This is a genomic window from Polynucleobacter sp. MWH-UH2A, from assembly GCF_018687195.1.
Classification (GTDB): domain Bacteria; phylum Pseudomonadota; class Gammaproteobacteria; order Burkholderiales; family Burkholderiaceae; genus Polynucleobacter.
The window spans coordinates 1,621,990-1,636,019 of the sequence record NZ_CP061321.1 but is presented as its reverse complement, the minus strand read 5'-3'; the positions used below and the strand labels follow the sequence as shown (position 1 = coordinate 1,636,019).

16 protein-coding genes and 1 tRNA gene are annotated in these 14,030 nt (G+C 41.5%); 10 read left to right on the top strand and 7 right to left on the bottom strand.

The genetic code is table 11. The features are described 5' to 3' along the window. Positions 1 to 6 precede the first annotated feature (6 nt). A tRNA-Ile gene (locus IC571_RS08535) sits at positions 7 to 83 on the top strand. Positions 84 to 143: 60 nt separating this feature from the next. Here IC571_RS08535 and IC571_RS08530 read toward each other — a convergent pair. The 3 genes from IC571_RS08530 to IC571_RS08520 form a co-directional block, all read right to left on the bottom strand. Beyond that, on the bottom strand, positions 144 to 296 hold the full coding sequence (locus IC571_RS08530; protein WP_215315994.1) for a hypothetical protein: 153 nt from the start codon (positions 294 to 296) through the stop codon (positions 144 to 146). Between the two features lie 185 nt (positions 297 to 481). Then, positions 482 to 751, bottom strand: a complete 270-nt coding sequence (locus IC571_RS08525) for a winged helix-turn-helix domain-containing protein (protein ID WP_215315992.1) — start codon at positions 749 to 751, stop codon at positions 482 to 484. 47 nt (positions 752 to 798) lie between these two features. Then, positions 799 to 1,122 (bottom strand): hypothetical protein, encoded by a 324-nt coding sequence (locus tag IC571_RS08520; protein ID WP_215315990.1) that lies wholly within the window; start codon positions 1,120 to 1,122, stop codon positions 799 to 801. Positions 1,123 to 1,394: 272 nt separating this feature from the next. Here IC571_RS08520 and IC571_RS08515 point away from each other — a divergent pair, with 272 nt between their 5' ends. The 3 genes from IC571_RS08515 to IC571_RS08505 are packed head-to-tail and all read left to right on the top strand — an operon-like array spanning position 1,395 to position 4,513. Next, entirely contained in the window at positions 1,395 to 2,036 is a 642-nt protein-coding gene (locus IC571_RS08515; protein ID WP_215315988.1) for a response regulator transcription factor, read from the top strand. A gap of 3 nt (positions 2,037 to 2,039) precedes the next feature. Beyond that, positions 2,040 to 3,797, top strand: coding sequence for a hybrid sensor histidine kinase/response regulator (locus IC571_RS08510; protein WP_215315986.1), 1,758 nt, complete (start codon positions 2,040 to 2,042; stop codon positions 3,795 to 3,797). Positions 3,798 to 3,817: 20 nt separating this feature from the next. Next, the gene (locus tag IC571_RS08505) at positions 3,818 to 4,513 is read left to right on the top strand and encodes an outer membrane protein (protein ID WP_215315984.1); all 696 of its coding nucleotides are present in this window, start codon (positions 3,818 to 3,820) and stop codon (positions 4,511 to 4,513) included. A 184-nt stretch (positions 4,514 to 4,697) separates the two neighbouring features. On the opposite strand, the gene IC571_RS08500 is transcribed toward IC571_RS08505, so the two are convergent. Beyond that, positions 4,698 to 4,838, bottom strand: a complete 141-nt coding sequence (locus IC571_RS08500) for a hypothetical protein (protein ID WP_215315982.1) — start codon at positions 4,836 to 4,838, stop codon at positions 4,698 to 4,700. Positions 4,839 to 5,053: 215 nt separating this feature from the next. Here IC571_RS08500 and IC571_RS08495 point away from each other — a divergent pair, with 215 nt between their 5' ends. After that, positions 5,054 to 5,203, top strand: coding sequence for a hypothetical protein (locus IC571_RS08495; RefSeq protein ID WP_215315981.1), 150 nt, complete (start codon positions 5,054 to 5,056; stop codon positions 5,201 to 5,203). A 98-nt stretch (positions 5,204 to 5,301) separates the two neighbouring features. After that, positions 5,302 to 6,480 (top strand): ion transporter, encoded by a 1,179-nt coding sequence (locus IC571_RS08490; protein ID WP_215315979.1) that lies wholly within the window; start codon positions 5,302 to 5,304, stop codon positions 6,478 to 6,480. Here IC571_RS08490 and IC571_RS08485 read toward each other — a convergent pair. After that, positions 6,473 to 6,781 (bottom strand): hypothetical protein, encoded by a 309-nt coding sequence (locus tag IC571_RS08485; protein ID WP_215315977.1) that lies wholly within the window; start codon positions 6,779 to 6,781, stop codon positions 6,473 to 6,475. The two genes, IC571_RS08490 and IC571_RS08485, sit on opposite strands and share 8 nt — an antisense overlap. A 155-nt stretch (positions 6,782 to 6,936) precedes the next feature. Here IC571_RS08485 and IC571_RS08480 point away from each other — a divergent pair, with 155 nt between their 5' ends. Genes IC571_RS08480 through IC571_RS08465 form a run of 4 tightly spaced genes read left to right on the top strand, consistent with a single transcriptional unit; the run spans position 6,937 to position 12,160 of the window. After that, a complete protein-coding gene (locus IC571_RS08480; protein WP_215315975.1) occupies positions 6,937 to 8,739 on the top strand; it encodes an alpha/beta hydrolase in 1,803 nt (600 codons plus the stop codon). A 15-nt stretch (positions 8,740 to 8,754) separates the two neighbouring features. Further along, the gene (gene fabI / locus IC571_RS08475; protein WP_215317887.1) at positions 8,755 to 9,513 is read left to right on the top strand and encodes an enoyl-ACP reductase FabI; all 759 of its coding nucleotides are present in this window, start codon (positions 8,755 to 8,757) and stop codon (positions 9,511 to 9,513) included. 10 nt (positions 9,514 to 9,523) lie between these two features. Next, positions 9,524 to 10,936 (top strand): bifunctional enoyl-CoA hydratase/phosphate acetyltransferase, encoded by a 1,413-nt coding sequence (locus IC571_RS08470; RefSeq protein WP_215315973.1) that lies wholly within the window; start codon positions 9,524 to 9,526, stop codon positions 10,934 to 10,936. Between the two features lie 36 nt (positions 10,937 to 10,972). Further along, positions 10,973 to 12,160, top strand: coding sequence for an acetate/propionate family kinase (locus tag IC571_RS08465; RefSeq protein ID WP_215315972.1), 1,188 nt, complete (start codon positions 10,973 to 10,975; stop codon positions 12,158 to 12,160). A gap of 31 nt (positions 12,161 to 12,191) precedes the next feature. On the opposite strand, the gene IC571_RS08460 is transcribed toward IC571_RS08465, so the two are convergent. Together IC571_RS08460 and IC571_RS08455 are read right to left on the bottom strand one after the other, a co-directional pair. Beyond that, positions 12,192 to 12,578: a hypothetical protein gene (locus IC571_RS08460; protein WP_215315970.1), complete on the bottom strand. Its 387-nt coding sequence runs from the start codon at positions 12,576 to 12,578 to the stop codon at positions 12,192 to 12,194. A gap of 75 nt (positions 12,579 to 12,653) precedes the next feature. Next, positions 12,654 to 13,913 (bottom strand): YbfB/YjiJ family MFS transporter, encoded by a 1,260-nt coding sequence (locus IC571_RS08455; protein ID WP_215315968.1) that lies wholly within the window; start codon positions 13,911 to 13,913, stop codon positions 12,654 to 12,656. Positions 13,914 to 14,030 lie beyond the last annotated feature (117 nt).

The window sequence follows — 14,030 nt, the reverse complement described above, 5'->3', positions numbered from 1 at the left end:
ACTAACGGGCCTATAGCTCAGTTGGTTAGAGCAGAGGACTCATAATCCTTTGGTCCCAGGTTCAAGTCCTGGTGGGCCCACCAACCATAAAAAATGCCAACCTTAGGGTTGGCATTTAAGCATGCATTAAGCTTATTGAGGGCTTATTTTGCAGCATTGCCCAAAATATCTACTTGGGCTGTATCTATTACTAGAAACTGCTTTACGGCATCATTTTTTGCAATTACAGTCGCGCTAGCAACGCCAGCAGAGAATGCAATTAAAGCAATGATCATATATGTGGTGATTTTATTCATCGAATTTCCCCGTAGAAAAGTTAATTAAGGACTTAAATATTTAAGTACCCGAATGGTAAGGGAAAAATAGGTTAATTCTTATTAACTTTAGTTCTAGTTTTAATAAAAATAGAACTAAAGTACTACCTGTTTTGGACAATAAATAAAGGGACTGGTTTTAACTGGTCCCGGCTAGCACTTATGAGCTATAGCTCCTCAGCAAAGAGCTGGTTGAGGCCTTTTGGTAAGTTTTGGCTAGGGAAGTATCTACCTTTAGCAGCTCCCTTTCGCAAAGTAATTAAATTCACCGCCATCAATTTCTTTAGATGGAAATCCAAGGTCCCCGAATCCAATCCATATTGCTCAATAATGTCCTTCGGCCTTGCTCCATTTTGACCAGATCGGTAGATAAAGTTAAATGCATTCAAGCGAGTCTGATTACCTAGGGCTTCAAATACTGATAAGTATTGCATCATATCTACCCCCCTGTTTTATATGCAAAATTATTAAGTGCTCACTGAAATTAATTTGAAGTGCCTGTGGCGTAGTCTAGGGTTGGATTGACATAGGCAACGGACTTATCAAGCACCATACTGTGTAGCGCTTGCACGGAACCAACTGAGGATTCCTCTACGGAATAGTTTTGATCAAGCCGCTCATTTGCTCTAATTAATCTTGGATTCAGGTTATCGGGAATCTGATGTGGATTATTTAGATGGCCGCTGACGCGGAACTCATTATATGTACCTAGGTTATTACCAAATAAATTCATGGAAAAGCCGGTGAGCCCAAGCGCAATGGCTAAACCAATAGATGCTCCAAGGATGTGACGATTTATTTTTAGCATGTTGATCTCCCTTTTGTGCGTTACTTTTTTAATCGACGCGTTGTTCTAATGTGTGCCTGCCTAATTCGAGCAATCCCAGCATGACAGGTAAATGGTAGGAAGTTCCTCATGCAATGAATATAAAACTTTAGCTCTATTGCCTATGGCCTACTAAGTAATGTTGGTAGGGGTGTAGGACTGACTAGTAAAGACCCTAATCATTGATTTATAAAGTGATAATTCAGTCATTCAGATGGGACATATAAAACTAAAGTTCTAGATTGGAAATGCCCATGAATGCCATAATCGATTCAATTTTTTACCTTAAATGGGGCATCGCCATGCAAACCACATCGATACTCATCGTTGACGATCATCCGGTTTACCGGGATGCCTTGCAGCAGCTATTAAACAAGAAATTCATCTCTAGTAATATTGCTGTTTATGCCGCTGAAACTCTGGCACAAGGGTTGAGTACCGTTAAGAACTCTATTTCTTCATGGATTATTTTGTTGGATCTCCAAATTCCAGATTCTGAGCACGAGCTCTCTGGAATTAAGCAGTTCATGCAGCTTAGTAATGTTGCTACCATTGCCGCTATATCGGGGCTTGATAAGGAGGATGTTGAACAAGCTTGCTTGGATGCTGGCTGCGCTTTGTTCATCTCTAAAAATAGTGATTCTTCATCCATTTACGAGAGTATTTGTAACTTAATAGGACATATACCCAATGCCCCTGAGATCACTCAACTCACTGGAAGACAGCAAGAGATTTTGCGATATGTTTCCGAGGGCCACTCAAATAAAATGATTGCCTATTCTTTGCAAATCAGCGAGCAGACAGTCAAGATCCATTTGGGCGATATCTTTAAAAAGCTTAAAGTATTTAATAGAACCCAGGCAGTCATTAAAGCCAAAGAGCATGGTTGGGGCTAACGCATGGCTATAAGTAACGCGCAGGAAAATAGTCTTCTACAGAAAGAGAAATTCCAATTTCTTCAAACGGCGTCTAGAACGAATACGATTGGCACTGTTATTGGCCCACTATTCACGGCATTTTTAGTAATCGAGGAGGTTAACGCACTAAACAATCTGATTGTTTGGCTTGCTGCGATGACATTTTGCGTTTTATTGAGAGCTTATATAGTTTTTTATAAAAACAAACATTCCTCACAATCCATCGAGCAAAAGATAGTTAATTTAAATTGGGCAATCTTTTCTGTTACTGCCTGCTGGGGTTTAGGTTGGCTTATCGTTGTGCCTGAATTGCCATTTAATCTTCAATGCTTGTATCTATTGATGAGCTCTACGGCGATTTTCGTTGGGCTCTATGGCTATTCTATTAACCGTGCCACCATTCTTTGCTTTGCGGCCCCAATATTTATTTGTCAATTCATCATCACGTCTATCCCCCCATTTATTTTTCCATGGCCAATTATTTTGGGGGAGCTCGCTTTTTCGCTCTACACATTAAAAATGGCTTCGTATTTTTCTAATTCCTGGACAAATACAGTTAGACTGCAGATTCAGAACCAGATGCTGAACCATGCTCTTGAAGTGGAGCGCAATACCGCCATTGCATCAAATATATCTAAATCCAAATTTATTGCTACAGCCAGTCATGATCTGAGGCAGCCACTCCATGCTGTCAATATTTATTTAGATTTATTTGATCCTAATTGCCTCCCACCTAAAGAAAGGATTAATTTTTTTCAAATACGCAAGAGCGTTCAAACCCTGAACTCCATGTTTAAGTCTTTACTAGATTTGAGTAAGCTTGATGCAGGAACGACTAAGAAGATCCATAAATCATTCGAGCTTATTGAGCTTGTTGGGCCTCTGTCTGACACATTTACCCCAATTGCTACTGGTAAAAATATATCGCTACAGATTGATTTCATGAATATGCTTGTAGATGGCGATAGAGTTCTGCTACAGCAGCTCATTGGAAATTTGATTTCCAATGCCATTCAATACACCGCCACGGGCAGTGTCTCTATTGTGCTTACAGCACAAGAAGGTCATCTACAAATTGCTATCAAAGATACAGGTTGTGGCATTGACTCAAACGTATTAGATAAAATCTTCGATGAATTCTATAGGGTCGACGGTACACGCAGCATGCATGATGGACTTGGGCTTGGCCTTTCCATTGTGAAGAGACTATGCAAAATCTCAGATTCTGAAATCACGATTACTTCAGCGCCGGGTGAAGGTACCAACTGCATTGTTCTAACAAAATATGCTGCTCAACCTCTACCTGAATATGTCACTCCGCATCCTTCAAGGGTTAAGAGCGGATCCACCAGCGGGCAACAGTCATTATTGAGTACCAAAACAATCGCTATATTTGAAGATGACCAAACTATTTTCGAGGCTTACAAAAAAGCTCTCAGTGAAAATGGCTTCAATGTGCTCTCTCTTCCCGAAAAGAGCCAAGATTTAATGAGGGATTTGGCCGGCATTAACCGCATTGATTGCATTTTGAGTGACTATCGTCTTGTCACCACTACTGGCGACCTGATTATCCAGCTGCTACGCGATAGTTTCGGGGATGACATACCAGCACTGATTATTACCGCCGACACCTCTCCACAACATATCCAGCTGTTTAAAGAGCTCAATATTGAAGTGCTCTATAAACCCATTGGCTACAGCGAAATTGTGAATGCAATTAAAAACCTGTTGTTCAAATAAAAACAATATAAAGAACCCATATGAGAATTTCATGCCGTAAATTTTTAGCCTTAGCTGCCGCAATAATTATTTCTTCTAGCACATGGGCCCAATCCAGCCAAAGCTCTTGGGCTGGCGCTTATGGTCAGATTGGCCTCATCGGATATGAAAGCTATATTCCAAAGAGTGCAAGTGGTACAACTACCCTTCCAAGTGGATCAACGCTAACCACGAACTCAACTGCGAATCATGCCAATGGTCCAGTGGCAAATCTTGCGGTCGGCTATAACTTTGAAGTTCAGAATCAATTTTTATTGGGACTTGGCGCCGCACTCTACCCAGGGCACTCTAGGTCTGCAAATACCATCGCAATTACACACGGGGCTCCAACCTATGGAACCTATGATGTTTCAAATGTGTTTAGTTTTAGCCTGTTACCTAGCTATGTAATTGATGGTAGCCGCTTAGCTTACTTAAAAATTGGGTATGCAGGTTCAACGCTAAATGCCAACTCTCCAGGAAATTATCCTCAACAATCAACAAGGGTATCTGGCATTGTTTACGGCGCCGGATATAAACAAATGATTACTGAATCTGTTTATGGGTTTCTAGAGGGTAATTATGCGGTAAACAAAGCGAAATCTGTTACTGTCCAGACTGATAGCGGGGCAATAGTTAATTCCACGCTAAATGCGACTGGCTATGATTTTTTAATTGGCGTAGGATACCGTTTCTAGAGTTTTTGCTAAAAAAATCACCCCAATGGGGTGATTATCAATACTCAAAAATCCGTTTGGAAATCTGAATAGCTACGGACTTTCATACTAAGCCCGCAAGCATTCCTCACGCAAGACAATTTGGGGCATCTAGAACCAAAGTACTACCAATAGAAATGCTTACATTAATATGTGTATTCACAATTTAACTGGAACAAGCTTGATTTAGGTATGTAATTACTCCGTCTTTGGTAAGACCAATTTTACCCACTTCCAATGTTGAGGCACTTACAACACCCATACACATTCCAATGGCAAATCCTGCAACTAAGTATTTAATTTTCATTTTTTGTCTCCGCCTCACACTTGAATCTTTATAGAAATAAAAACTAAATGTATATTGATGCTGTTAGTAGATTAAAACTTGATGAAAGTCAATTTTCTAAATTGTTGATGTAATGCTTTGGCTCTACCAACTTATTGACATTGGCGGGGTGTATTCTGCATTCTTAAGTATTGAAATGCGCTGTTTTTGATGTCCCCTTGCTATGGTTAAGATGAATGAATAGTTCAATTAAATGGTTGTTTGCGATTTTGGCCTTATTTCTTATGATTTTTATTGTGATTGATCAGTTAGTTTGCGGTAAATGGATTTATCACGACTACACCGCTGGAATAGATCGTCGACTTTCCTGCTTTTGGAAATATTAATAAGCATTCATGGAATGATTGGACTAAAGACGTCTCGAATGCCTTTTGTCGCCTGAGGTTATTCAAGTGGATTCTGTGTAAATTTGAGTAAATATGAAATGAATAAAAAAAGCCTACTAAAGAGATTCAATTTCCCCGCATATTTTTTTCACGCTCTTCATACTTTTATTATTCGAAATAAAGGTAGATCATTTCGTCAAAAGATTTTTTCTCTTTTAAATCCGACTCCGACATCGGGAGATTTGCATCATATTATTGATGATGTAATCGTTATTTCGGTTTTATTGTCAGTAATTTCAATCATTTTGGAAACGGTATCTTGGATTCATACTCCTCTGAAATGGGAGTTTCACGCAATTGAGATTTTTACTGTCGCCATATTTTCACTTGAATATATCGGGCGAATATATTCCTGCTGTGAGCTGGATAAATACCATCGGCCTATTATTGGCAGATTAAAGTACATGTTTACGATTGGCGCTTTAATTGATTTGGTCGCGGTGTTGCCATTTTTTGTTGGTCTTGCATTCCACGAGTCGTTTGATCTGAGGTTCTTGCGAGTCTTTAGGCTCTCACGTTTGCTAAAGCTTACGCGCTATACCGGCACACTTAATACAATGTACAAGGCAATTTATCGTGAGAGGCGAGTGCTATTTGCCGCTGCCTTTATGATGACATTACTTGTCATACTTACTGCAAGCTTAGGGTATGAGTTTGAACATATTGCTCAGCCAGATAAATTCGATACGATTCCAGATGCTATGTATTGGGCTGTTATTACTCTAGCCAGTGTGGGCTACGGGGATTTAACGCCAATTACACCTCTAGGAAGGGCGATGACTGTGGTGATTAGCCTAATTGGTATAGGAATTTTTGCTATTCCCGCTGGATTAATGGCGTCTGCATTTACTGATCAGCTACGAATTGATCGAGAAGCATTTGAAAATGAATTTAGAGATGCAATCGCTAAGGGGAGGCTATCTTCAGGTGATCGTCAGGCATTAGAAGCAGAAGCTGAGAGATTGCATTTAAGCATGGAGGATGTCGAGAGAATCACTGATAAAGTTAAAAAAGAACTAATTAGTAATACTGGCGTACTTCCTGATGATATAGATCCTCAGATAGTGTGTGAAAAATACAGACAGCAAGTAAGTCATTTAAAGATTTTTTCTTTAAGCAAACAGTCTGCTCATATTGACTCGATGCTTAGCAATTCCAATGATTTCACCGAGCTAGAGCGACAGATTTGGGTCTTGATAAAAAAACAATCTAGTTAGATTGTTTGATGTGCAGGAGTTGATATATGGATTCGTGAACAGGGCTTGGCAGGTCTTGTTGTCCAGATTCCGCTAAATCAATGCTTATTTTTCCACGAAGAATAATAAGCCCTTTGAGGGTTTCTCTTTTGTGAAAATGATCGTGCTCGCGATCAATTTCTTGAAGCAAAAATTGGTGTAGAAATACATGGTTTGAGAGATCAAGTTTTAAAGCAAATGCCAAGCGAATAATTTCTTGATTAAGTTGATGGACAACAGTTTCAAGCTCATTGTCTAGGTAAGGATTATCAGATTTGTTCATGTAATTTGAGCAATTTATTGACGTTTATAGTGGAGCTATTTGCTGCAATAGAATGGCTTTAATTATAAATAAAGACCACGAGCTTTCATTCTTTTTGAGTCTAATTTGCCACGTATAATTCAAATTAACACTTTGAGTGATTAGTTAAAGATAATATGGATCAAACACCCTTTAGATCTGAGTGGTATGGCTTTGATGAGCTTGCAAAATCTTTGGATGACTCGATTCACCATCATTTAGCAAAATCTAGCATGGGGATCTCACCCATTGCCATAGCGGTTGCAATGAACGATTGGTTGATGCATTTATCAGTTTCGCCGGGTAAGCAGTCCATATTGATGCGTAAAGGGCTGGAATTAACGGCTGATCTAATCGGTAAAAATTGGAATCAATATTCCAACGAGTCAAGCTCTAAGGCGCTAGACGCTAGATTTGATGATCCGGCTTGGAGTCAATATCCGTTCTCAAATTTGAGAGATATCTACTTGGCGCACCATGATTGGTGGAGCGATGTAGTGCATGTGGATGGCGTAGCAAAGCACCATGACGATCTGGTTAGTTTTTATTGCAAGCAATTTTTAGATGCTTTTTCACCATCAAATTATTCAATTACAAATCCTGAATTCTTTAAGCATTCATATGAGAGTCTTGGGGAAACTTGGTTTAATGGCTTTAGTAGCTATATTTCAGATTTGTTGGCTCACCCGTTGCTTGTTGGCGAGCGCGCAAATAAAGATCTGCTCAAGCTAGCCTTTGAGCCGGGAAAGAATGTTGCGCTTACTCCTGGGGCGGTGATTTACGAAAATGATTTGATTGAGCTTATTCAATATGCTCCCTCAACTAAGCAGGTATTTTCTGTACCGCTTTTGATTGTTCCATCCTGCATCATGAAATACTATATTTTGGATTTGTCGCCGCGCAATTCCATGGTGAAGTATCTAGTTGAACAAGGCTTTACAGTCTTCATGATTTCATGGAAAAATCCCGATGCTAGCGATCGAAACATTGATTTTTCAGACTACTTAAGTTTAGGTGTAATAGCGTCGCTTCGCCAGATCAAGAAAATAACTTCTTGTGATGAGGTGCACGCAATGGGGTACTGTCTGGGTGGGACTTTCTTATCTGTGGTGTCCGCTTATTTGGGTCATCATCAGTCTGCAGGTAACCAGGGTGGAAAGAACAAAAAGAGCGAGTCATTGTTGGGCCTACCAAAACTGGCGAGCACAATTCTATTGGCTGCACAGACTGATTTTTCTGACCCTGGTCAATTGGGATTGCTAATTGATGAAGATCAGTTGAAGTCACTACGTATAGAGATGGCTCGCACTGGTTATCTGTCTGGCAAACAAATGGCGGAATCATTTCAATTTTTGAATGCTCGCGACTTAGTGTGGGCAAAAAATACTAAACGATACCTATTTGGCAAAAATGATTCTGCAACAGATATGACCAGTTGGAATGCTGACGTTACTCGCTTGCCAGAAAAAATGCACTTAGAGTATTTAAATAGACTATTTTTAAATAATGAGCTTTCTATGGGCTATTTTCAATTTGAAGGCAATGGTATCGCTTTAATCGATATTCAGTCACCACTCCTAGTTGTTGGTACGGAGCGTGACACCGTTTCACCTTGGCGATCGGTTTATAAAATTCATTTGCTTACCAATGTTGATACTACGTTTATCTTGGCGTCGGGCGGTCACAATGCAGGGATTATTTCGGAGCCAGGACACCCTAATCGCAGTTATCAAATTCATGCGGTTGATAAAGGGCATGGATGGCTTGATCCCTCTGGATATTTGGATCGCTCCATCAGGAAGGAGGGGTCGTGGTGGCCCGCGATGCGTGATTGGTTGGCGGACATTTCGGATGTTAAGGTGCCAGCTCGTGATATAGATGAGAGGCTGATGCTTCGTAAAGCCCCCGGGCGCAATGTTCTTATTAGATATGCGGATTAAAGAATGAATCAAATATTGAATTTAAATGGTAAAAAGGGCCTCATTCTTGGGGTGGCTAATGATCAAAGTATTGCCTGGGGATGTGCGCTTATGGCAAAGAAGCTGGGTGCTGATGTGATTGTCACTTGCCTTAATGAAAAGGCAAAGGGTTATGTTGAGCCTTTGACTAATCCTGAGAATATTGGTCTAGAGGTTTGTAATGTCGAGGATCAGGGCGCTTTAGAGCTTTTAGTAAATAATGCCGTAAAAAAATTAGGGCGTTTGGATTTTGTTATCCACTCGATAGCGTGGGCACCCTTAGAGGACCTCCATGGGCGGGTGGTCGATAGCTCCAGCACTGGTTTTGCTAGGGCAATGGAAGTTTCATGCCATTCTTTTGCAACGCTAGCGAAGCTCTGTGCCCCCCATATGCCAACAGGGGGTGCTTTATTGACGATGACCTATTTAGGCGCTGATGAAGCGGTGCCTCATTATGGTCTGATGGGGCCTGTTAAAGCGGCGCTCGAATCTTTGGTTCGGTATATGGCGGTTGAATTGGGGGGTAGAAAAATTCGGGTTCATGCCGTTTCACCAGGACCCATATTGACGCGAGCTGCTTCAGGCATCGATCATTTTGATGAGCTCATGCAAACTGCCGCTCAAAAGTCACCCTTGGGTAGACCAGTTCGATTGGATGAAATTGCTAGTTTATGTACATTTTTATGTGCCGATGGTGCATCAGGAATGACTGGTCAAACTATTTATGTTGATGGTGGTTGTCACGCTGTTGGTTAAAGGGAATTAAATGGATATTGAAATGGAAGAAAATGCCTTAATTGAAAACGTCACATATGATGAGCTCAGTATTGGACAAAGTGCTCGCTTATTGCGCACCTTAACTCTTGAGGATATTCAGGCATTTGCGGCAGTCTCTGGCGATACGAATCCTGCGCATTTAGATCCCGAGTATGCCAATGACACCATGTTTCATGGCGTCATTGCTCATGGTATGTGGGGCGGGGCTTTAATATCAGCATTGCTAGGCACCAAATTTCCGGGACCTGGAACCATCTATTTGCAACAAGACTTGCATTTTTCAAAGCCGGTTCGCATTGGCGATACTTTGGCGGTAGTTGCAACAGTTCAATCCAAGGATGATGAAAAAAAACGTGTTGAGCTTGACTGTGTAGTGCAAAACCAAAATGGTGAAAAAGTTTTACATGGCACAGCACGCATCATTGCTCCAACTCAAAAAATAGCTAGACCCAGATTAAGCGTCCCACATATTCAGATTTTTGATCCAGAAGCTAGGTTTCATGAGCTTTTAGGAAAGGCGCGCAATCTTGATCCAGTGTTTTGTGCTGTAGTTCATCCATGTGATGTAGAGTCGTTAATGGGTGCTGTGGATTCCGCGGTTGCAGGCCTCATTAAACCTATTTTGATTGGACCGGCTAAGAAAATTTTGTCTATTGCAGCCGCCGCCTCTATTAATATATCGCCCTATGAATTAATTGATGTTCCTCATAGTCATGCAGCTGCCGATAAAGCGGCAGATATGGCCGTCGATCGCAAGGTTGAAATGATGATGAAAGGTAGCTTGCATACGGATGAACTTTTGCATGCAATATTGGCTCGACCTCAGTTAAGGACTGGTAGGCGGATGTCACATGTGTTTCGTTTTGATATTCCCATGTATAGCAAACCTTTGCTCGTGACAGATGCTGCGCTCAATATTCATCCTACATTGATGGAAAAAGTAGACATTATTCAAAATGCAATCGACTTTAGTGTGATCATGGGCATACCCAACCCTAAGGTTGCTATCTTGTCAGCGGTTGAGATGGTTAACCCCGATATTCCTTCCACCATTGAGGCGGCTGCACTTTGTAAGATGGCGCAACGCGGCCAAATTAAGGGCGGTATCTTAGATGGCCCTTTAGCGTTTGATAATGCTATTTCTTTGCACGCGGCGCAAATTAAAGGAATTGACTCAGTAGTTGCTGGCGATGCTGATATTTTGAATGTCCCTGATTTAGAGTCTGGGAACATGCTGGCAAAACAGCTGGAGTATTTTGCTGGAGCAAGTGGAGCCGGCTTAGTACTAGGCTCCAAGATTCCAGTGGCATTAACTAGTAGGGCGGATAGCGCTCGCACAAGAGTAGCTTCGGCCGTACTAGGTTTGTTGGTGGCGCATGCGCATCGTCAAAACAGCCAGTAATACTGGATTAAGACAACAAAAAAATAAGAATTTGCAATGGCAATCCTTTCTGTAAATGCTGGTTCATCAACCTTAAAGTTTGCAATTTACCCAGTTGATAATAGCGTTGTCCAGCCATCAATTCTGGTAGGTAGTTACGAAGGCTTAGAACCAAATGGTTCGCCAACGCTCAAATATGGCTATGGAGGTGAATTGAAATCCATGCCGCTAGATTGCATCTCAAAAGATCCTTTTACTTGTGCTCTGACTCAGTTAAAGGAATTGATCTTCAGCCTTCCAAATATGCCTAAGATTGAGGCAATTGCGCATCGAATTGTGCATGGGGGTTCGGTTTTTACTCAAAGCATTATCTCTACAAAATCGATTTTAGATGAGCTCTCAAAACTCAATTCTTTGGCACCCCTGCATCAGCCGCACAATATAGAGGGTGTGCGTGCTTTTGCAAAAGCCTTCCCCGATATTCCGCAGGTACTTTGCTTTGACACCGCATACCATAAGACGGTTTCAAGTATTGAATCTGCTTTTGCTCTGCCGGCAGAAATTACTTCTCAAGGTGTTCGAAGGTATGGTTTTCATGGTTTATCTTATCAATACATTATTGGCGTGCTATTGGATAGTTCGAAACGCGCAAAGGATAGGGTGCTAATGGCTCACCTTGGAAATGGTGCGAGTCTTTGCGCTGCTGTTGCTGGTAAGAGCATAGCAACTACGATGGGATTTTCTGCTTTAGATGGGTTGATGATGGGGACAAGGGCTGGTTCTTTAGATGCTGGTGTTTTGCTATATCTTTTGGAAAATGGCTATACACATGATGGCCTAGAAAAATTACTTTATAAGCAGAGTGGTTTGCTAGGCGTATCGGGAATTTCAGCAGATATGCGCAAGCTTAGAGACAGCCATGAACCATTGGCGACTATGGCGATTGAATTGTTCGCTCATCGAGTGGTACGTGAGGCAGGTGCAATGATTGCTTGCCTTGAGGGATTAGATGTCATTGGCTTTAGCGGTGGTATTGGTGAGCATGATTGTCAGTTGCGGCAAGACGTTTGTGAAAAGCTTTCTTGGCTGGGCATTAAGCTTGATCAGGAACTTAATCAAAATGCCAATCAGGATCAAATTACTAAAATCAGCGCAGATGACAGTGCCGTTGAAGTATGGGTTGTTCCTACAGATGAAGGCCTGGTTGCTGCTCGTGATGCTCAAATGTTAATCGGAAAACATTGAATATCGTTGCAAAAAATAAATCAATAATTTATTAGTTTCTTGGCTTTGGGTAAGCGGTAGATTTTGCAACATCATCTGCCGTCCAGGTTTTGCTCAAATCACCAGTTGGACCAAAGGCGACAAATGAATAGCATATTCCTAGGATAATGGCGGCTAATCCAACGATTTTTATTACCCTATAGTCCCGCTCCTCTTTGATAATATATTTGGGGGCGGGGTGATGCACTTCAAATACCTCGGGGAATGCTTCCTCAATTAATTCTTTTGCAGATTTGATATGGCGATAGCGCTCGTCTTCAGGAGCGCCAGCCTCAATCGATTCCGCTGCCTTTAAATAGAGTTCGCTAGCAGAGCTAAGAATCTTAGATCTTTGTATGCACTCGATGTGCCTTTCTTGCTCAAATGGTGTCATTGTCATTAAGTACTCACGCGGATAATTTGTTAGTTTTAATTTTACTTTCCCGGGATGCAAAAGTCATCTGTTAAACATTGCTTAAAGCGATGTTGGATGAGGCTTCCCTTTTTGGGCTAATGGCTGTTGTTGGTAAGCCACTGCAGATCCAACTATCAGAATACAACTTGATAGCGTTAACCCCATAGAGAGGCTGCCAAAATGATCTGAGATCCAGCCGGTTAATGTAGGTCCAATGACTTGACCAATGGCGAAGGTAATAGTGAAAACAGTTATTCCTGATATCCACTGAGATTGCGGAAGATTGTGTTTAACAAATGCCGTGGTTGAGGCAACTGCAGACAGAAAGCAACCACCAAAAATAACGCCAGAAAAATAAATAGCCCCAATGCTCAATGGGCTAAGAGGCCCTGTTTCTGAATGCCATGCGTCTATTATTGCGGGGATGAGGGTTGCAATGGCAAGCAATCCATTTAGAGTGAAAAGCGATTTGCCACCTTTGTAGACATCTAGCATCCTAGCCCAAAGTCTTGAGGAGGCCATGACGCAACAACCTAAGATTGCGTAAAAGATATTAATAAGTTGTGCACTCATGCCAATTTGCCTGAGAAGAGCGATGACGAAGGTCATATAGCCTATGTACCCCATGCCAAAACAAAAATAAGCAAAAACAATCTTTCCATAACTTGATATTGCAGTAGTTTGAGATGAGTCTCTAACTGAAGGCGCTGTCTCTATTGATAAGCTGGGCTTTGCTAAAAACAGAGTTAGTAAGCACCCTGTCAATGCCAGTGCCCACCATCCTAGTTGCCATATATGATTTAGTTTCTGGTGAATAGACCAATCAACGGCGATGGGTGTAATCAAGCAGGCCAAAACAATGCCTATGCCTGTGCCTCCATAATAGATCCCAAGAATCAGGCCAGATTTTCTGTGATGCAGATTAGCAAGCTGTGCAGCTAGAATACCGCCACCAACAAAGACAAATGCGCTGAAGATGCCAGCGAAAAGTCTTAAGAGAAAAAGTGCGGTCGTATCAGTAACCGCTCCAGAAATACCAAGAAATATGGATGTCAGTAGGGCAGATGCAATAAATATCTTGGGCGCTGAAATTTTTTTGAAGACCCATGGACAAAATAAGGCCCCAATAAAATACCCGCCTGCATTTGCGGTATTCATTGAGCCGGCAATCATATAAGACCAGCCAAGATCTTCGCGCATAGAGGGTAAAAGTAATGCGTAAGAAAACCGAGCTAACCCCAAAGAAATTGCCGCACCTAGAGCCAGCGCTAAAGCGGTAGCAATAGGTTGTGGTTGCGATGCATCAGAGGGGTGCGCCATAGCCAAACAATACCAAAATTATCTAGATATGGTTTTACTTCGCTAGCTTTGATATGGAGCCCCATATTCGGGATGTCATAAAACTGTCATATTGCAGATTTATCGTTCTGATATCGC